Annotated in this window: 12 protein-coding genes and 1 riboswitch; of the genes, 2 read left to right on the top strand and 10 right to left on the bottom strand. The window is 56.3% G+C overall.

Annotated features, from left to right (window positions below; genetic code table 11):
* The first annotated feature begins 21 nt into the window (after positions 1–21).
* Positions 22–573: an adenine phosphoribosyltransferase gene (locus DUD43_RS16525; protein WP_026483768.1), complete on the top strand. Its 552-nt coding sequence runs from the start codon at positions 22–24 to the stop codon at positions 571–573.
* Positions 574–715: 142 nt separating this feature from the next.
* Here the strand turns inward: DUD43_RS16525 and DUD43_RS16520 are convergent, their stop codons facing one another.
* The 5 genes from DUD43_RS16520 to DUD43_RS16500 form a co-directional block, all read right to left on the bottom strand.
* Complete coding sequence (locus DUD43_RS16520; RefSeq protein WP_153231137.1) at positions 716–3481, bottom strand: autotransporter domain-containing protein; 2766 nt, start codon at positions 3479–3481, stop codon at positions 716–718.
* A 247-nt stretch (positions 3482–3728) separates the two neighbouring features.
* A complete protein-coding gene (locus DUD43_RS16515) occupies positions 3729–6473 on the bottom strand; it encodes an autotransporter domain-containing protein (RefSeq protein ID WP_153231136.1) in 2745 nt (914 codons plus the stop codon).
* A 406-nt stretch (positions 6474–6879) separates the two neighbouring features.
* Positions 6880–7374, bottom strand: a complete 495-nt coding sequence (locus DUD43_RS16510) for a HugZ family protein (protein WP_153231135.1) — start codon at positions 7372–7374, stop codon at positions 6880–6882.
* 274 nt (positions 7375–7648) lie between these two features.
* Positions 7649–11590 carry a DUF3683 domain-containing protein gene (locus tag DUD43_RS16505; protein ID WP_153231134.1) on the bottom strand — a complete coding sequence of 1314 codons (3942 nt, stop codon included), beginning with the start codon at positions 11588–11590 and terminating at the stop codon, positions 7649–7651.
* A 146-nt stretch (positions 11591–11736) separates the two neighbouring features.
* Entirely contained in the window at positions 11737–12279 is a 543-nt protein-coding gene (locus DUD43_RS16500) for a YqaA family protein (RefSeq protein WP_042486671.1), read from the bottom strand.
* Positions 12280–12429: 150 nt separating this feature from the next.
* On the opposite strand from DUD43_RS16500, the gene ilvA reads away from it, so the two are divergent.
* On the top strand, positions 12430–13938 hold the full coding sequence (ilvA, locus tag DUD43_RS16495; RefSeq protein WP_035270321.1) for a threonine ammonia-lyase, biosynthetic: 1509 nt from the start codon (positions 12430–12432) through the stop codon (positions 13936–13938).
* Between the two features lie 114 nt (positions 13939–14052).
* On the opposite strand, the gene DUD43_RS16490 is transcribed toward ilvA, so the two are convergent.
* The 5 genes from DUD43_RS16490 to pxpB all read right to left on the bottom strand — a co-directional run bounded on the left by DUD43_RS16490 (position 14053) and on the right by pxpB (position 19261).
* Complete coding sequence (locus tag DUD43_RS16490; protein WP_153231133.1) at positions 14053–14997, bottom strand: magnesium transporter CorA family protein; 945 nt, start codon at positions 14995–14997, stop codon at positions 14053–14055.
* A 44-nt stretch (positions 14998–15041) separates the two neighbouring features.
* Complete coding sequence (locus tag DUD43_RS16485; protein WP_153231132.1) at positions 15042–15992, bottom strand: magnesium transporter CorA family protein; 951 nt, start codon at positions 15990–15992, stop codon at positions 15042–15044.
* A 16-nt stretch (positions 15993–16008) separates the two neighbouring features.
* Positions 16009–16959 carry a magnesium transporter CorA family protein gene (locus DUD43_RS16480; protein ID WP_153231131.1) on the bottom strand — a complete coding sequence of 317 codons (951 nt, stop codon included), beginning with the start codon at positions 16957–16959 and terminating at the stop codon, positions 16009–16011.
* A 178-nt stretch (positions 16960–17137) separates the two neighbouring features.
* Positions 17138–17308, bottom strand: a riboswitch (M-box (ykoK) riboswitch).
* A 238-nt stretch (positions 17309–17546) separates the two neighbouring features.
* Positions 17547–18566 (bottom strand): biotin-dependent carboxyltransferase family protein, encoded by a 1020-nt coding sequence (locus tag DUD43_RS16475; RefSeq protein WP_153231130.1) that lies wholly within the window; start codon positions 18564–18566, stop codon positions 17547–17549.
* Positions 18563–19261 (bottom strand): 5-oxoprolinase subunit PxpB, encoded by a 699-nt coding sequence (gene pxpB, locus DUD43_RS16470; RefSeq protein WP_153231129.1) that lies wholly within the window; start codon positions 19259–19261, stop codon positions 18563–18565. The genes DUD43_RS16475 and pxpB overlap by 4 nt, the downstream gene beginning before the upstream one ends.
* Positions 19262–19263: the final 2 nt, after the last annotated feature.

The following is a 19263-nucleotide window of genomic DNA, read 5'->3' as shown; positions in this document are numbered from 1 at the left end:
TTTTGTTGTAGAAGCTTTGACATGCAAATTGATCCCACCCAGTACATCCGTCAAATCATTCGCAATGTGCCGGACTGGCCCAAGCCAGGGGTGACTTTCCGCGATATCACCACGGTTCTGCAAGATCCGCGATCCTTCCGGGTGTTGATTGACCTGTTTGTCTACCGTTACATGGGACAAAAGCTGGATCTGGTGGCGGGTGTGGATGCACGCGGCTTTATCGTGGGCTCGGTTCTGGCCTACGAATTGAACCTGGGTTTTGTGCCAGTGCGTAAAAAGGGCAAGCTGCCTTTCAATACCGTGGCCGAAGAATATTCCCTGGAATATGGCAATGCCAGCGTCGAGATGCATACGGATTCCGTGCGCCCCGGCCAGCGTGTCTTGCTGATTGACGACCTGATTGCTACTGGTGGTACTTTGCTGGCTGCGGCTCGTTTGCTGCAACGCCTGGGTGCCAACGTGGTGGAAGCTGCCGCAATTATTGATCTGCCCGAACTGGGTGGCTCCAAAGCGGTGACGGATTCCGGCCTGTCGGTTTACACCGTCTGTAGCTTTAAGGAATCTGACCGCTAATTGCCAGAACCGGCGTATTGCCGGTTTGGCTTTGTAGCCTGAATCCCTGCCGTGCCTGGAGCATCGCAGGGATTTTTCATGTCTGTCTGTTTGATAGTGCACGGGGCTGACGTCTTGTCAGCCCCGTGCTTTGTTGCGTTGCTTAGAAACGGACCTTCATGAACAGCGAGCCAGCATGATCCTGATTGCGGCCAAACTGACCCTGGTAGTTCAGCCCGAAGGAGGTGCTCTTGCCTGCTTTCAGCTCAGCGCCCAGTTCGGCAACAGCGGCATTCTTGGCGATAGGTGCGCCGCTGACGCGGAAGTTGCTGCCGGGCAGTGCGGCAAAGGCCAGTTCACGCTCGGGTGTGGTGTCACCCAGGGCATGACGCCAGCCTAAACCGGCGCTTAGGGACAAGGTGGTTTTGGACAGGTCCACCTCAGTGGTGCCGCGCAGACCCAGTGTGACGGTACTCAGGTTCTGGCGTTGCGAGTCGCCACGCAAGGCAGCTTGACCGCCTGATTCACTGAAGGAGCCGTGACGCAGTTGGTGCCAGTTCACGCTGGCATAGGGCTCCACGCTGGAGCGTGGGCTGACCGGCATGCGGTAACCCAACTGGGCAAAAGCCTGAATGCTGTGCGCCTTGTAGTCTGCCTTCAGTGTCTCGCTCTGGTGAACAGAGATAGAGCGCTCGCTGTCCAGGCTGTGGCGGGTGTAAGCACCACCGGCCAGCAGGTTCAGACTGCCCGAGCCCATTTCCCAAGCTTGTGTTCCATACAGGGCCGCGCTGTAGCTATTGCTGCGCGAGCTCTGGCGACGATCATCCAGCTTGATGCGGTTTTCCAGATAACCCAAGGACGCACCCATACGCCAACCTTGCTCACCAATAGCAGTATCACCACCCAGGAACAGTCCGCCCACTTTGTGGCGTACATCCTGGCTGTTGTCGTCACCGTCCAGATCACGTTGTTGATGGATGACTTCAGCCCACAAGACGGTGTCTTTGCCGGTTGCATTACGTGCGCCCGAAGCTTGCTTACCCAAGGTGCGGGGCAGCAGGTCACCGTTGCTCAGCAGAGCCGAGGTGGTGCCTGCATGGATCTGGCCTTGCAACTGCTCCATATAGCCTGCGACTTGGCTGGACTGGGCATTAAGCACCGTGTCATACAGCTCAGTCATGGCAGCAGGAGGTTGTGTGGAGCCGGTATCCAATGCCTGGGCGACAGACTTCTGATTGCCGGTATAGGCGAAGGCAGCAAAGGGCGTGTCGTTGCGCTCGACCATCAGGGACAGGCTGGGACCGTAGACTAAAGTCGGTGACAGGAAGGCCATGTCATAAGCAATGTGGCTGTATTGCCCGGTCACGCCGTTGGTCGCATTCAGGAATGAATAGCTGACGTTCTGGCGGAAGGGGCCGCCAGCCAGTTTGAGGGTGCCGTCGATATGGGCTGCACCGCCAACCACCAGATGATCTGTCGCCCCAGCGGGACCGACTTCCAGTTCATGTACCGAACCGGCATGGGCGGTGTAGTCGCCGCTGACGGTCAAGGTGCCCACTGAATTACCCGGAGCCAGGGTGCCGTAGTTATCTACTTGAGCAACCGTACCAGAGCCACCCAAAGTGCCTTCGCGCTCTACAGTGATAGCGGATACCAGCGTGCCATTGACGGCCAGACGACCGCCGCTGACGGTGGTGTCGCCGGTATAGCTGTTATTGCCGCTCAGCTCCAGAGAGCCGGAACCGCGCTTATGCAGGCCGCCTGTACCGCTGATGTCATTGGCGAAGGTGGAGTTGTATCCCTGCGTGTCTACATCGAACAGACGGGTAAATTGTCCTGGTCCTTGAACGGCCTTGCTCACATTCATCAGGCCCCAGCCGTAAAGACTTGGGTCACCCAGGGGCGTTGCGGTGGTCAGCAAAGTTTGTTGCAGGTGATATGCCGTGAAGTAGGGGAAGGCTTCCTTGACCAGAGCAGCACCGCCGGCTACGTGTGGGGATGCCATTGAGGTACCGTACTCATGGGCATAGCCACCACTAGAGTCGACGGAGAGAATTCCGGGATTCTTGCCACCGGGGGCGGCCAAACACCATTCAGCCGCGACACCGCATTTATTGGCATAGGGGGCCAGATTGCCTTCCTCATCCAAGGCGGTGACGGCCAGCCAATTGTCTTTTAGCTCGGGAAACCAGTGAGGAGAGCCAGCCAGGAAATCGGGGTGGTCTTGTTTCTCATTACCGGTGGCAAACACCATCAAGGTGCCCGCTTCGACGCTGTTCCTGAAGGAATCAATAATCAAGGGCTGCCAGTCCAGAACGCCTTGTGCTGAGCCATAATCCAGGACATGGCAAGGTGGGTCATTGGAGTCGAGACAGTTATTGAGTCCTACGCTGTTATTGATAATGGGCAGTTTGAACTGAGCAAGATAATTCCAGCTTCTGGAAAACTCACGGTCTTCGTACGCGGCTTCTTCTTCGGGGGTTAGGAAACTCTCATTTGCGGCGACAGCAACGGCAAAGAGCTGGCTGTTGAAGGCAACGCCATGCATGCCGACGCCATCGCGGCGTGCACCGATAATCCCAGCAACATGAGAACCATGGCCTGGCGCGTCGTCTGAGTCCACCCCTTGACCATTGGCGTAGGGAGTATTGGTGCTGAAATCAAAACCTCCCGCAATGGCACCGGCAAATTCGGGATGATCGCCCGCAATGCCGGAGTCCAGAATACCGACAGTCACGCCCTTGCCGGTAAAGCCCAGCGCATAGGCTTTGGCCGCATTGATCATGTCCAGGCCAGGTTGGTTTTTATATTCTTTCGTGCGCCATTGCTCTAAGGTGCCGTCTGGCTCCGCATAGGCGAGACCCGGCAAGGCAAGGCCTAACAAAGCCATCTGCACCAGCAGATAAGTGTTGCGTTTCTTGTTCGACATCTGTTCCTCTTTCCGGCTTTTTATGTATGGCGGCAATTCGTTGCGAAAGCTTGCTGTTAATAACCTTAAGACATATTTAACGGCATAACCGTTTAATCTTTTCGTTACGGGCTTATATGCCGTCGAGCTTGTGCTCTATTCAGCGTCCCGCCCTTGTATGTGCAACACCGATGCCCTTCATACTTGTTTATTTTTGTTGCGAAGGTGGTGGCTGTGCGGAGCAGGCACCACCCTGCAAGTTCTTTGATTAGAAGCGCACTTTCATGAACATAGAGCCAGCATGATCCTGATTGCGGCCAAACTGACCCTGGTAGTTCAGCCCGAAGGAGGTGCTCTTGCCTGCTTTCAGCTCAGCGCCCAGTTCGGCAACAGCGGCATTCTTGGCGATAGGTGCGCCGCTGACGCGGAAGTTGCTGCCGGGCAGTGCGGCAAAGGCCAGTTCACGCTCGGGTGTGGTGTCACCCAGGGCATGACGCCAGCCTAAACCGGCGCTTAGGGACAAGGTGGTTTTGGACAGGTCCACCTCAGTGGTGCCGCGCAGACCCAGTGTGACGGTACTCAGGTTCTGGCGTTGCGAGTCGCCACGCAAGGCAGCTTGACCGCCTGATTCACTGAAGGAGCCGTGACGCAGTTGGTGCCAGTTCACGCTGGCATAGGGCTCCACGCTGGAGCGTGGGCTGACCGGCATGCGGTAACCCAACTGGGCAAAAGCCTGAATGCTGTGCGCCTTGTAGTCTGCCTTCAGTGTCTCGCTTTGGTGAACAGAGAGAGAGCGCTCGCTGTCCAGGCTGTGGCGGGTGTAAGCACCACCGGCCAGCAGGTTCAGACTGCCCGAACCCATTTCCCAAGCCTGCGTCCCGTACAGGGCCGCGCTGTAGCTATTGCTGCGCGAGCTCTGGCGACGATCATCCAGCTTGATGCGGTTTTCCAGATAGCCCAGAGAGGCACCCATGCGCCAGCCTTGCTCGCCGATGGCCGTATCGCCACCCAGGAACAGTCCGCCCACTTTGTGGCGTACATCCTGGCTGTTGTCGTCACCATCCAGATCACGTTGTTGATGGATGACTTCAGCCCACAAGACGGTGTCTTTGCCGGTTGCATTACGTGCGCCCGAAGCTTGTTTGCCCAAGGTGCGGGGCAGCAGGTCGCCGTTGCTCAGCAGAGCCGAGGTCGTACCTGCATGGATCTGGCCTTGTAGCTGCTCCATATAGCCCGCGACCTGAGTGGACTGGGCATTAAGCACCGTGTCATACAGATCAGTCATGGCGGCAGGGGGCTGTGTGGAGCCGGTATCCAATGCCTGGGCGACAGACTTCTGATTGCCGGTATAGGCGAAGGCAGCAAAGGGCGTGTCGTTGCGCTCGACCATCAAGGATAGGCTGGGACCGTAGACTAAAGTCGGTGACAGGAAGGCCATGTCATAAGCAATGTGGCTATATTGCCCGGTCACGCCGTTGGTTGCGTTCAGGAATGAATAGCTGACGTTCTGGCGGAAGGGGCCGCCAGCCAGTTTGAGGGTGCCGTCGATATGGGCTGCACCGCCAACCACCAGACGATCTGTCGCCCCAGCGGGACCGACTTCCAGTTCATGTACCGAACCGGCATGGGCGGTGTAGTCGCCACTGACGGTCAAGGTGCCCACTGAATTACCCGGAGCCAGGGTGCCGTAGTTATCTACTTGAGCAACCGTACCGGAACCGCCCAGGGTGCCTTCGCGTTCGATCGTGACCGCAGAGGCCAGCGTGCCATTGACAGCCAGGCGACCACCGCTGACAGTCGTATCGCCGGTATAGCTGTTGTTGCCGGCCAGCTCCAGAGAGCCGGAACCGCGCTTGTGCAGGCCACCTGTGCCACTGATGTCATTGGCGAAGGTGGAGTTGTATCCCAGCGTGTCTACATCGAACAGACGGGTAAATTGTCCTGGTCCTTGAACGGCCTTGCCCACATTCATCAGGCCCCAGCCGTAGATGCTGGGGTCACCTAGAGGCGTTGCGGTGGTCAGCAAGGTTTGTTGCAGGTGATAGGCGGTGAAGTAGGGGAAGGCTTCCTTGACCAGAGCAGCACCGCCGGCTACGTGTGGGGACGCCATTGAGGTGCCGCTAATGACCGCATACCCGCCTGAAGAGTTGACTGACTTAATCCCTGGGTTGTAGTCTCCACCGGGAGCGGCTAGGCACCACTCGGCGGCCACACCGCATTTATTGGCATAGGAGGCCAGATTGCCTTCCTCACCCAAGGCGGTGACGGCCAGCCAATTGTCTTTTAGTTCGGGAAACCAGTGAGGAGAGCCAGCCAGGAAATCGGGGTGGTCTTGTTTCTCATTACCGGTGGCAAACACCATCAAGGTGCCCGCTTCTACGCTGTTTTTGAAGGACTCGATAATCAGGGGTTGTCTATCTAGAGCGCTTTGCGCTGAACCATAATCCAGGACATGGCAGGGTGGGGTAGTTGAGTTGCGGCAGTTATTGAGCCCCAGACTGCTATTAATAATAGGCAGCTTGAACTGGGCAAGATAATTCCATCCTTCGGAAAGCACACGGTCGCCCTCAACCCCCTCTGACTCGAGATAAGCAACGGCAAAGAGCTGGCTGTTGAAGGCAACACCATGCATGCCGAAGCCATCGCGGCGTGCTCCAATAATGCCGGCAACGTGACTGCCGTGACCTATTGGAGGGTTCGAGTCTACACCCTGGCCGTTGGCATAGTGAGTATCCGTATTGAAGTCAAAGCCGCCTGCGATCGCACCTGTAAATTCGGGGTGCTTGGCCTCAATGCCGCTGTCCAGAATACCAACAGTCACGCTCTTGCCGGTAAAGCCCAGCGAATAGGCTTTACCGGCGTTGATCATGTCCAGGCCAGGCTGGCGTTTGTATTCTTTAGTACGCCATTGCTCCAGTGAACTGTCTGGTTCCGCGTGGGCGATGCCCGGCAAAATCATGCTCAGTAAAGCCATCTGTACCAGCACATAAGTGCTGCGCTTCTTGTTCGGCATCTCTTCCTCTTCTAGGTTTTTTCTATGCTTGGCGGCAACTCGTTCTGAGGGCGTGTTGTCGACGTCCTAACGTGCCATTTAACGTCATAGCCGTTGAATCTTATAGCGGTAAAATTTACGTTTTGTCATACCTAGCGTCTGGAATGTGCGAAAACGTGTACCTGTTTTTGGAGGGGCTGGAGAGGAAGTGGCGATTTCTCTAGAAAGAGGGACGTTTAATTGGTGGTTTGATTTCTGTGTCTTAAAGCTGCTTAGTGACGATGTTGTTGCAAAACGAGCAACATTTTGGAGATGACTCGGGGCCAGCAAGGGGGGATGCCTTGGTTTATTGCCGTTTTAAGGGGGGGTTAGGGGGCGTGGCTTGGGTGAGCTCCCAAGGATTTCAAGGCCGATTGCCCCTGAATATTCAGATGGTTGCTGGCTTTGCCAGTAAAGCGCGCACCAGCTCAGGTTTCAGGGTGCGTGCCGCTGCAAAGCCAGCAATTTGGCGCACCCGAACCAGATCCAGGGAAAAGAAATGGAAGTCCGTAAAGCTGCTCAGAAATTCCATGTCGGGAAAGCGGGCGGTATAAACCTGCTTGGCCTGTTCCCAGTCGGGCTGTTCGCGTTCCAGTTTGCGGGCCAGCATCTGAAAGGTGACACGGGGCAGGTCATGGACGGCATCCTGGCCATGCTCGCTTTGACTGACCATCAGGCTGGCATCGGGGCGTTGCAGTAAATAACGGGTATGAGCCGCCATTTCGCTGATATGGATGATGATGCTGGCTTGCTCGGGGCAGATCGCAAAGGGAACGCGGGAAACCACCGGCAACCCTTGATTGCTGAGGGTTCCCAGCGACGCGGTGCGTTCGCTGCGGAGAAGGGCGTGCAGGCTGATTAGTAATGGATCATCAACAGACATAAAAGCACCTATTCTGAAAAAGCTTCCATACTGCGTTTTGGGCTGAAGGCGTCCTGAGGGAGATTATCTCCGGCGGCCCGGCAGAAAAGCCCCTTTGCAGCTATCCGATGGGCGCTTTGAGGGATGGCCCAGCGACGAATAGCCTTACCTTGTTTCAACCCTCCCAAGGGAGTGTTTTTTTTGGGGATCGGCCCAGCGGCAAAAATACCCACATGGCACTTACAAAACAGGCCGACATAAAGCCGGCCTGTTCAGGGGGAGTGATGCGTGTGGTTTACACCAGAACGCGTTCAATACCACCATCATTGGCGTGGCGTACGTAGTCCGCCATCCAGTTCTCGCCCAGCATGTGCTTGGCCATTTCCACCACGATGTAGTCCGCATCCATCTTGGTTTCGTCCTCGTAACGGGACAAACCTTGCAGGCAGGACGGACAGGATGTCAGCACTTTGACTTCGCCCTGGAAGCCATCGGCGCGAACAGCATCCTGGTTCTTCTGCAGTTCTTCGTGCTTGCGGAAACGGATCTGCGTGGAGATGTCTGGACGCGACACAGCCAGCGTGCCCGACTCGCCACAGCAACGATCTGCCTTGATGGTGCTGTCGCCCACCAGGGATTTAACCGTTTTCATGGGGTCTTGCAGCTTCATGGGGCTGTGGCAAGGGTCGTGATACATGTAGCGCACGCCTTGCACATCTTCCAGCTTCAAGCCTTTTTCCAGCAGGTATTCGTGGATGTCGATCAGGCGGCAACCAGGGAAGATCTTGTCGAATTCGTAGCCTGCCAATTGGTCGTAACAGGTACCACAGCTGACCACCACGGTTTTGATGTCCAGGTAATTCAGCGTGGTGGCCATACGGTGGAACAGCACACGGTTGTCGGTGATGATCTTCTCGGCCTTGTCGCTTTGACCGCTGCCGCGCTGCGGGTAGCCACAGCACAGGTAGCCAGGAGGCAGAACCGTCTGTACGCCTACATGCCAGAGCATGGCCTGGGTTGCCAGACCCACTTGCGAGAACAAACGCTCCGAACCACAGCCGGGGAAGTAGAACACGGCTTCCGAATCCACCGAGGTGGCTTCCGGGTTACGGATGATAGGTACGTAATCCGAGTTCTCGATATCCAGCAATTTACGGGCAGTCTGCTTGGGCAGGCCGCCGGGCATCTTGCGGTTGATGAAGTGGATGACCTGTTCACGGATCGGAGCCTTGCCGATAGTGGCAGGCGGGGCGCTGACCTGTTTGCGGGCGGGAGCCGCCAGCAGATTGTGTACAGCACGCTGGGCCTTGTAGCCCACTTCAATCATGGCGGTACGGGTTGCCTTGATGACGCGCGGGTCTTTGGCGTTCAGGAAGAACATGGCCGCGGCCGAGCCCGGATTAAAGGACTTCTTGCCCATGCGGTTCAGCAAGGAACGCATTTCCATGGACACATCGCCAAAGTCGATATCCACCGGACAGGGGTTGTAGCACTTGTGGCACAGGGTGCAGTGGTCGCCCACGTCTTCAAACTCTTCCCAGTGCTTCAGGCTGATCCCGCGACGTGTTTGTTCTTCGTACAGGAAGGCTTCGATCAGCAGGGAAGTGGCCAGAATCTTGTTGCGGGGCGAGTACAGCAGGTTGGCGCGTGGCACGTGGGTGGCACAGACCGGTTTGCATTTACCGCAGCGCAAGCAATCCTTGATGGCGTGGGAGATGGAGCCAATCTCGCTGCGTTGCATGATCAGCGATTCGTGGCCCAGCAGGTTGAAGCTGGGGGTCCAGGCGCGGCTCAAATCCGCACCGGGCATCAGCTTGCCGGCGTTGAAGTGGTTATTCGGGTCCACTTTGCGCTTGTAGTTCTGGAAGGGATCCAGCTCTTCTTGCGTCAGGAACTCGTACTTGGTCAAACCAATGCCGTGCTCACCGGAAATCACGCCGTCCAGACCACGCGCAATTTGCATGATGCGGGCCACGGTGACGTTGGCTTGCTGCAGCATGCCGTAGTCGTCCGAGTTCACGGGGATGTTGGTGTGTACGTTACCGTCACCGGCGTGCATGTGCAGAGCCACAAACACACGGCTTTTCAGCACGCGGTCGTGAATGGCTTGCAGTTCGGTCAGCACGGCAGCACAGTCGGCACCGGGGAAAATGTGTTCCAGGTTTTCACGAATCTCGCTCTTCCAGGAGGTGCGAATTGTGTGATCCTGCAACAGCTGGAAAATCGAGGTGTTCGGGTCTTCTTGCAGACGGGCGTCGATGGCGGCGGCGTCCAGCGGCACACCAATCTCGGTCAGATCCGCCCGTGAGTCTTGCAGGGGCTTGTCCAGATTGTCCTGCAGCCACTGCCAGCGCTGGCGTACGTCGCGCACGATCTGCAGGGCGTCGTGACGGCGCTCGTCCAGGATCTCTTCGCGGGTGTGCTCGGCGTCGTTGTGGTCTTCGATCTTGCCGACGGGCAGATCACCTTGCAGGAAGTCTTCCAGTTCACGGGTCAAGCGCAGCTTGTTGTCCGTGGACAGCTCAATATTGATGCGTTCGATCTCTTCGGTGTACTCACCCATGCGGCGCAGGGGGATCACCACGTCTTCGTTGATCTTGAAGGCGTTGGTGTGGCGGGCAATGGCGGCAGTACGGGAGCGGTCGGCCCAGAATTTCTTGCGGGCTTCGGCGCTGACGGCTACAAAGCCTTCACCGGAGCGGCCATTGGCCAGACGCACCACTTCCGAAGCGGCGGTTGCCACGGCATCGGGGTCGTCGCCCACGATGTCGCCAATCAAGACCATCTTGGGCAGGCCGTCGCGCTTGCTCTTGGTGGCATAGCCCACGGCGCGCAGATAGCGTTCGTCCAGGTGTTCCAGACCGGCCAGAATCGCGCCGATGCGTTTGCCTTCGCCGTTCAGGTAGTCAATGACTTCCACAATGGAGGGCACGGCCTGTTTGGCCTGGCCGAAGAACTCCATACAGACGGTGCGTGTATGCGCAGGCATGCGGTGCAAGACCCAGCGGGCCTGCGTGATCAGGCCATCACAGCCTTCTTTTTGAATCCCGGGCAAGCCTGCCAGGAATTTGTCGGTAACGTCTTTACCCAAGCCTTCCTTGCGAAAGCGCCGGCCTTCAATGTGCAGGGTTTCGCTGCGCAGCAACTGGGCGCCGGGAGCGTAACGGCCATCAAACCATTTGACTTCAAAGTGGGCCATTTCCACGTCGTGGATCTTGCCCATATTGTGTTCAAGACGGGTCACTTCCAGCCAGTTGCCCTGAGCATCCACCATGCGCCACCAGGCGAGGTTATCCAGTGCGGTACCCCACAGCACGGCTTTCTTGCCGCCCGCGTTCATGGCGATATTGCCGCCCACACAGGAGGCATCGGCCGAGGTCGGGTCAACCGCAAATACAGTGCCAGCCGCTTCGGCGGCGTCAGCTACACGACGGGTGACGACACCTGCACCAGTCAGAATGGTGGTGACGGGTTCGCTCATGCCGGGCAGCGTGGATTGCTCCGGCTTGCCAATGGTGTCCAGCTTTTCAGTATTGATGACCACCGAGCGCCAGCTAAGCGGAATAGCGCCGCCGGTGTAGCCAGTGCCACCCCCACGCGGGATGATGGTCAGCTTCAGCTCGATACAGGCGCGAACCAGCGCGGCCATCTCGTTTTCGTGATCGGGGGTGAGCACGACAAAGGGATATTCCACCCGCCAGTCAGTAGCGTCGGTAACGTGCGAGACGCGTGACAGGCCATCAAACTTGATGTTGTCCTTGGCCGTCAGGCGCGACAGAGAGCGCACAATTTTCTGGCGCAGCTCGCGGGTATCGGTAAATTCTTGTTCAAACGCGGCCACTGCACCCCGGGCAGCGTGCAGGAGGCGCAGAACCTTGGCATCGCGATCGGGCACGGCGCTGTCGCGGCGCTGGTCGATTTCGTTCAGCCTGTGGTTCAGGGCTTCGATCAGTTGATGCTGGCGCTTGGGATTGTCCAGCAGATCGTCCTGCAGATAGGGGTTGCGCTTGACGACCCAGATATCACCCAGAACCTCAAACAGCATGCGTGCGGAGCGGCCGGTACGGCGTTCGGAGCGTAGCTCGGACAGCTTTTCCCAGGCTTCCTCACCCAGCAGTCGCAGGATAATTTCCCGGTCCGAGTAAGAGGTGTAGTTGTAGGGGATTTCACGCAGGCGCGGCGTGTCGTTGTTGCGTGCCTGGGCGGCCAGGTGCTTACTTGCAATGGGGGCGTTCATGGCGATAGTTGGCAAGGCCCGTCAAGGGCGGCTCAGCGAGGAGCAGATAGGCAAAAGACAAGTGTATACGAATCGTAGCCGGGCTGCCCCCTTACTACAGGGGCAAGTCAGGGATAAGGGGGCGTTTGCAGCCAGTTTGCTGCAAATTACCAACCCAATTTGGGGAAAATCCACAGCAGACCCGCGGTCATGGTGATGTAACGCGCCAGTTTCCCTACCGCCATGTAAAACAGGCTGGGCCAAAATGGCAGGCGTAGCCAACCGGCGACGGCACACAGGGGATCACCTACAACCGGCAGCCAGGACAAGAGCAGAGCGGGGGGGCCCATGCGGGTCAGCCAGCGTTGTCCCAGCTCGTGCCAGCGGCCAGCGGCCTTGTTCTTGGGGCGTGCCCCATCTTCTGTCTGTTGCGGGTGCTTTTCGCGCCAGGCTTCGTAGGCTTTTTCGGCTGCCAGACCGGTGGCATAGCTGATAGCGCCGCCCGCTGTATTGCCCACGGTGGCTACCAGTACAGCAGGCCAGAACATGTCCGGGGCCAGGTTGATATAGGCGAATACCGCCGGTTCCGACCCCAAGGGCAGGAGAGTAGCCGAGACCAGACTGACGATGAAAATGGCGCTTAAACCGATTTCGGGCAGAGACAGAGTGGTCAAGAGCCACGAAATAAGATCGGAGATCCAGGCTTGCATAAGTAAAGTGGGCGGGTTTTGTAGGGAATAATGGACGCCAGTTAGGGCATCCGCCTATGGTATTCTGTTTTTCTTTCCCGGTGAGCGGTCTCAGGCAGGGGCCTGCGACTGGCCTTGGTGGCAAAACCGGTTGTTGATTAAAGCTGAGTCATGTCGAACGATTACCTAAAGCGCATTCTGACCTCGAAAGTGTACGATGTTGCCATCGAAACACCACTTGAACCCGCTCCCCAGGTATCGGCACGAATTAGTAACACGGTCCTGCTCAAGCGCGAAGACTATCAACCTGTTTTTAGCTTCAAGCTGCGCGGTGCCTATAACAAGATGGCCAATCTGTCGGCCGCAGAATTAAAACGGGGTGTACTGGCGGCTTCGGCTGGCAACCACGCGCAAGGCGTGGCCATGGCAGCGCGCAAGCTGGGTTGCCGTGCCGTTATCGTCATGCCAACCACCACTCCGCAAGTGAAAATTGACGGTGTCCGCAATCTGGGCGGCGAAGTGGTCCTGGTGGGCGAGAGCTATTCGGACTCCTACCAGCACGCTCTGGAATTGCAAAAGAACGAAGGCCTGACCTTTGTGCATCCTTTTGACGATCCTGATGTGATCGCCGGGCAGGGCACGGTGGCCATGGAGATTCTGCAACAGCACCCCGGCCCGATTGAAGCGGTCTTTGTCGCGATTGGCGGTGGTGGTCTGGCAGCGGGCGTGGCCACATACATCAAGTCCTTGCGTCCTGAAATCAAAGTGATCGGCGTACAGACCGAAGATTCCTGTGCCATGGTGCGCAGTATCAAGGCCGGTCGTCGTGTGAATTTGTCGGATGTAGGCCTGTTCTCCGACGGTACTGCCGTCAAACAGGTGGGCTCTGAAACTTTCCGTCTGGTGCGTCAGTATGTGGATGATTTTGTCATCGTGGATACGGACGCGATTTGTGCGGCTATCAAAGATGTGTTCCAGGACTCGCGTAGCGTGCTGGAACCGGCTGGTGCTCTGGCTTTGGCCGGTGCCAAGCGCTACGCCGCTCAAAACAAGCTCAAGAACAAGACATTGATCGCGGTCACGTCCGGCGCGAACATGAACTTTGACCGTATGCGCATGGTGGCAGACCGTGCGGATGTGGGTCAGGCTCGTGAAGCCTTGTTCGCTCTGACGATCCCCGAGGCAAAAGGCAGCTTCCGCCGCCTGTGCGATGCCCTGGGCACCCGCTCGGTGACAGAGTTCAACTACCGCATGTCCAACCCTGAAAAGGCACACGTCTTTGTGGGTATGTCGATTTCCTCGGAAGCGGAGATCGAAAAGCTGGAAGAGCGTTTCGTGAAGAAAGGCTTTGGCACTTTGAATCTGACGGGCAACGAGTTGGCCAAGACCCATGTGCGTCATATGGTAGGTGGGGTGTCCAGCCAGGCGACGGACGAAGTCCTGCTGCGTTTCGAGTTTCCAGAGCGCCCCGGTGCCTTGCGTAAATTCCTGTCCAGCATGAACCAGGACTGGAATATCAGCTTGTTCCACTACCGTAACCAGGGCGATGACTACGGTCGCATCCTGATCGGTATCCAGGTTCCGCCTTCCGATAAAAAGGAATTCAAGGCATTCCTGGGTAACCTGGGCTACCCGCACTGGGACGAGACCGATAACCCGGCTTACAAGCTGTTCCTGTAAGCCTCAGCAGGACATGAAGCTGATCCGCTTCGTGTCACGCCGGGTCTTGAGCCCGGTTTGAAATACAGAACACCCCGAAAGCAGCTTCTGCTTCCGGGGTGTTTTTCATTAGGCTCAGAGGTAGCGTTTCTTCTGGAAGAACAGTGCCACCAGTGCGCTGATAACCACCATGCTGATGATGATGGCGGTAAACGCACCGGGTTCCTCTTGATACGGCAGCGGCACGTTCATCCCGTAAATGCTGGCAATCAGCGTGGGGATGGACAACACAATGGTGACAGCGGTGAGCAGCTTCACAATGTGGCTGACGTTGTTCTGAATAATATTGCCGTAGGCGTCCATGACGTTGTTCAGGTTGATCTGACTGATCTTGGTAATGGAGTACACCTGCTCGACCTCGACCAGCGCCTCTTCGAACAGCAGCTTGGCTCGCGCATCCATAGGGAGCGGATTGTCTTTCTGCATGCGGTTCATGACATGCATCAGGTTTTTCAGGGCAGTGGTCAGGTAGATCAAGCTTTCGTTCAAGTACAGCAGCGTGTACAGCTCCTGGTTGCGGTACGACTTGGAAAGCTCTTCTTCGGCCTTGCTGATGGATTCGTCCAGTGTCTTGCTGGCGTCGGCAAACACATGGGCGACCTGATTCAGGATGGCAAACAGGTTATAGCTTTGCGTCTGATCATCCAGGACCAGACCGTGCTGCACAAAGAAGTCCTTGTTGATGAAACCCGCTTCCTTGCAGACGGTGACCATGTGGCCGCCGGTGAGGATGATGCCAAACGGAATAGTCTTGTACTTCACATCGTCATACAGGTTCTTGACGTTGGGATCGCTGTAAGGGATGTGCAGCATCAGCAAGGTGGCGGGGCCACGGCGCTCGATACGCAGACGCTCATCGGCGTCCATGGCATCGTTCAGAAATTCGATGGGCAGATTCAGAGTGGTGGCAACATCGTGGATCTCGTTCAAGCTTGGGTTGACCAGTTGCACCCAGCTGTTGGGGCGAATCTTTTCAACCTTGCTTAGCTCGTTGTTACGGCTGCAGTAAATAGTTTTCATGGTGATGTCTCGTGCAAATTGGATTCCAGGGGCGGGGGGCGAGCTTAGAGGCGCAGGTATTTCTTCTTGTAGAACAGCACCACAAGGAAGGCGCTGATCAGCACCATGGCAGCACTGATCACGACCGTGGAGATCCACTCCTCTTCATAGGGCAAGGCTACGTTCATCGAGAAAATGCTACCGATCATGGTCGGAATGATCATCACGATGGTGAGCGTGGTGAGCATTTTCAGCACGGAATTCAGGTTGTTGTGAATAATGGCCGCGTAAGCATCCATCAGGTTGCTCAGGCTTTCACGGCGCATCTCGGTGATCTCGGCTGATTGCTGGATATCAATCAGGATGTCGTTCAGGCGCGTTTTCTCTTCGTCATGAATCTTGATATCTCCCCCTTCCATCAAGCGCTTGTACAAAATGGACATGGCACTTAGAGAGGTGGAGAAATACACCAGGCTCTTGTTCAGGTTGATCAGGCCAAACAGCTCGTTGTTGTGATACGAGGATTTGATCTTTTTCTGCAGGCTGCTGACCTGAAGATTGATCTGGTGCAGGCTGTGATCAAAGGCCTGGGAGACGGCCTTGAACAGCAAGAGGCTGATACGGGTTTTCATGAAAGACTGGTAGTCGTCGTACTTGCCGTTGATGAGGTCGGCAATGAAGGGCAGTTTTTCACGGGCCACAATCACCAGGTTGTCTTGAGTGTGGATCAGGCCGATGGGGGCGGTCTTGTACGGCACGCCGTCGTTGGCGCTGGCGTCCGCAACACGCACAGGGGCATTGACCACAATCAGCGAAGCCTGACCGGATTTCTGGATGCGTGGCAGCTCGTTCTTGTCCAGCGAATCTTCAAAGAAATCCAGAGGGATATTCAGTGTTTTAGCGGTGCTCTGAATTTCTGCAGCACTGGGGTTTTCCAGATACACCAGGCTGTTGTGGGTGATCTCTTTGACGGTAAGGAGCGAGCCCTGGGCGTCGCTTTTGTAAATGTGCAGCATGGATTTCTCCAGAAACTTAGATGATTCGACGAACTTTGAGGGTGACAACCAACAAAGTGGCGACCAGCAGGGCAATACCGCCCAAGGCCGCCAGGGCATACGGCTCATCCTGGAAAGGTAAAGGGGTGTTCATGCCATAAATACCGGCGATTCCCATGGGAACGGCGGCCACGATGACATAGACAGACAGGTACTGAACGACCAGGCTCAGGTTGTTTTCCACGGCAGCCGAGTAGGCATCCATCAAGTTGCTGAGGTTGATGTTGTGGATTTCGGCCATGCTTTGCGCTTGTTCCGTTTCAATAATGGCATCGGCCAATAAAGCATGACTGGCATCATCGGAATTAAAGCTTTTTCTAATTTGTATTTTTTTCAAAATATTCAAATTGGATTTCAGCGTGCTTGACAGTAAATTAAGGTTTTTATTATTTTCAAGCAGGTTGAAGATTTGTTTGTTCTGAATGGATTTTTTTAATCCATTTTCAACTTCTTCTACTTTTTTGTTAATTTCTGCAAGCGCTTCCACGAATTTTCCGGCACCCACTTTCAAGATGCTGAACAATACCGTTTGCACACTTCTTGGCTCGGGTTTTTGATTCAGGCTTTCCAGCAACTGGTGCATGGATTGATTGGAGTCTTGGCCCACGGTCACAATCTGTTCGTCGCGCACCAGAATGGTCAGGTATTCCATGTCAAACAGGCGCTTGGCATCGGGCTGGTTTTTCCGGGTGGCAGCAAGGGTAATGATGGTGGTGCCCTGGTACTCCATTGCCAGTGGCCGGCAGGATGATCCCAACTGTTTTTGCAGGGTCTTGAGATCCAGAGAGAAGGTGTTGGCCAGTGAACGCACCACGTCTTGCCCTGGGTTGATGTGGTGATTCCAGCTGACACGGCCAAGGGCCTGATCAGCAGCATGTGCTGCAGGGGCTTGATAGAGCTGTAACATGTAAAACACCTTGCTGTGCATGGGGTTTATCGGCTCATCCAGAGGATGACACCGTAACGGTGTCCATTAGTTGGGGAACTAACAGGCAATGAAAACACGCCTCTCCAGAATGGGGCCGTGCTTTCGCAAGGTGCGGCCAGAGATAGGCGAATCACCGTTGTTCATGCACCAGATTGGCGGCACGCACAGGCAGACCGCCAACGCACCCCAAATCATTGAGCTTTAGCACTGTACGGCATAAGGGATTGAACCCTAGCTACGTTATAAACCGCCTTAAGTCGATGGTTTCTGTTCAAACCCATTGGCGTCTTTGGACGTTTCTGGGCAGTAGCCTGTCTCCGTACAGGAGCCTTACCTAACGAGGTCTGGTCTGTATCGACTTCATAATTATAGGACGGCTTTTTTTATAATTCAGTTGCCGTGGTTTTTATTTGGTATCTCCGGGATATCTTTTGGTATATCCCGGTTTTTATTATTGATGTTTTTTTAATTATTTATTTTTGATTTTTAGTGCTATTTGTTTTTTGGTTCGCTGCTGGTTTTTTTGATTTTTTCTTTGTCAGTGCATCGAGTGGAATCAGGCCCGTTTCCTGGGCCTGATTGCAACACTAAACCTGACCGAAGCACGCCCCAAGTGCCTGGCGCAAAGCCTCCAGGCTGTCATTCAAGCGGGTGAAGGCTTGTTCCTGACGGGCAGCCAAGGTAAGAGCCTGCTCTGTGCTGACCACTTCAAAACCCAGATTCTGACCGGGCAAGCGCTGTGCGATTTGAGCCAGGTCCACACTGGCGACCTGGCCGATGCGCGGATAGCCGCCGGTGGTTTGGCGGTCCGCCATCAATACAATGGGCTGGCCATCGTTGGGAACCTGAATCGTTCCAAAGCAGGTGGGGGCGGACAGCAGTTCTTTGGGTGTCTTGCGCTGCAAGGGCTGACCTTCCAGGCGATAACCCATGCGCTCCGAGGCTGGGCTGATGCGATAGCTTTGGCTTTGGAACAGTTCCAGCGATTCGTCGGTAAACAAATCAGCTTGATCCAGAATGACGCGCAGGCGTTCCCGTGGAGCCAAGGCCAGGGCGGCAGGCATGTAAATGCGCAGCTCGTCGAGTTCGGCTTGCAGACGGTTCAACGCCGTTTCGTCATTGGGTAGTGGTCGGGCCAGTGCGATCTGGTCACCTTTCTTCAAGGCGCGGCCTTCAAAACCGCCCAGGCCAACACGCATATGGGTGCTTTGGCTGCCCAGCAAGGATTCGACTTGAAAACCGCCGTAGACAGACAGGTAGCTACGCGCACCCTGGCCGGGTTTGGCGGATTGCATCGTCAGCGTCTGCCCGGCACGTGCCAGAGTAGGGCGCAGGACTGCCACGGGCAGGCCATCCAGGTTGGCGTTCATATCCGCGCCGGTCAGTACAAACAGGGCGGGTTCGTCAAAACGCAGGCTTGGGCCTTGGACGGTAATTTCCAGGCTGGCCAGATCCTGCTCGGCGGTATTGCCAGCCAGCAAATGGGCCAGTCGGTGGGCGCGTTCGTCCATGGCACCGCTGGGCGAAACCCCCAGGTGCTGGTGTCCATAACGGCCTCGGTCTTGCAGGCTGCTCATCATGCCTGGTTTGAGGATATGCACCGTCATGCGGGTGTCCAGTGATCAAACTGCTCGTGGGGCAGGGGCACAAAGCGTACCTGGTCGCCGGGGGCGAGCAGGGCGGCTGGGGAGCGCCGGGCATCGAACAGGTTAACTGGCGAGCGGCCAATCAAGTGCCAGCCGCCGGGAGATTCGTTGGGGTAAATAATGGTTTGCTGGTTGGCAATGGCTACCGAGCCTTTGGGCAGGACGGTGCGAGGAGTGGCACGACGCGGCACATTCAACTGCTCGGGCAGGATGCCCACATAGGGAGCGCCGGGCGCAAAGCCCACCATGAATACCAGCTGCACCTGACTGCTGTGCAGTTCAATGACTTGTTCCTGGCTTAGTCCCAGTTGCTCCGCAATGGCGGGCAGGTCGGGTCCGAAAGGGCCGCCGTAGCAAACGGGAATATCCACCAGAGCGCCGGGAGCGGCCTGATCTTGATTGGCATCCAGCTCGGCCAGGGCCTGGTGAACATAGTCGTGCAAACGGGCAAGCTGGTCGCTGCTGCCATCCGGGTAAAAGTGGATGGCGACTGCGGTAAAGCTGGGGACCAGATCACGGACACAGGCGGGCGCATGGTCGCGCAGCAGGCGTGCGGCGCGGGTACAGCGCAAACCGGTGTCCAGAGAAAGCGGACCGCTGAACTGCACTAGCAGACAGCGGTCGCCTTGCTCGGTAAGTTGCCAGGATTTGTGCATCT

It is taken from the genome of Alcaligenes faecalis, from assembly GCF_009497775.1.
Taxonomy (GTDB): Bacteria; Pseudomonadota; Gammaproteobacteria; order Burkholderiales; family Burkholderiaceae_B; genus Alcaligenes; species Alcaligenes faecalis_D.
The sequence above is the reverse complement of the archived record's forward strand: the minus strand, read 5'-3'. Positions and strand labels throughout refer to the sequence as shown.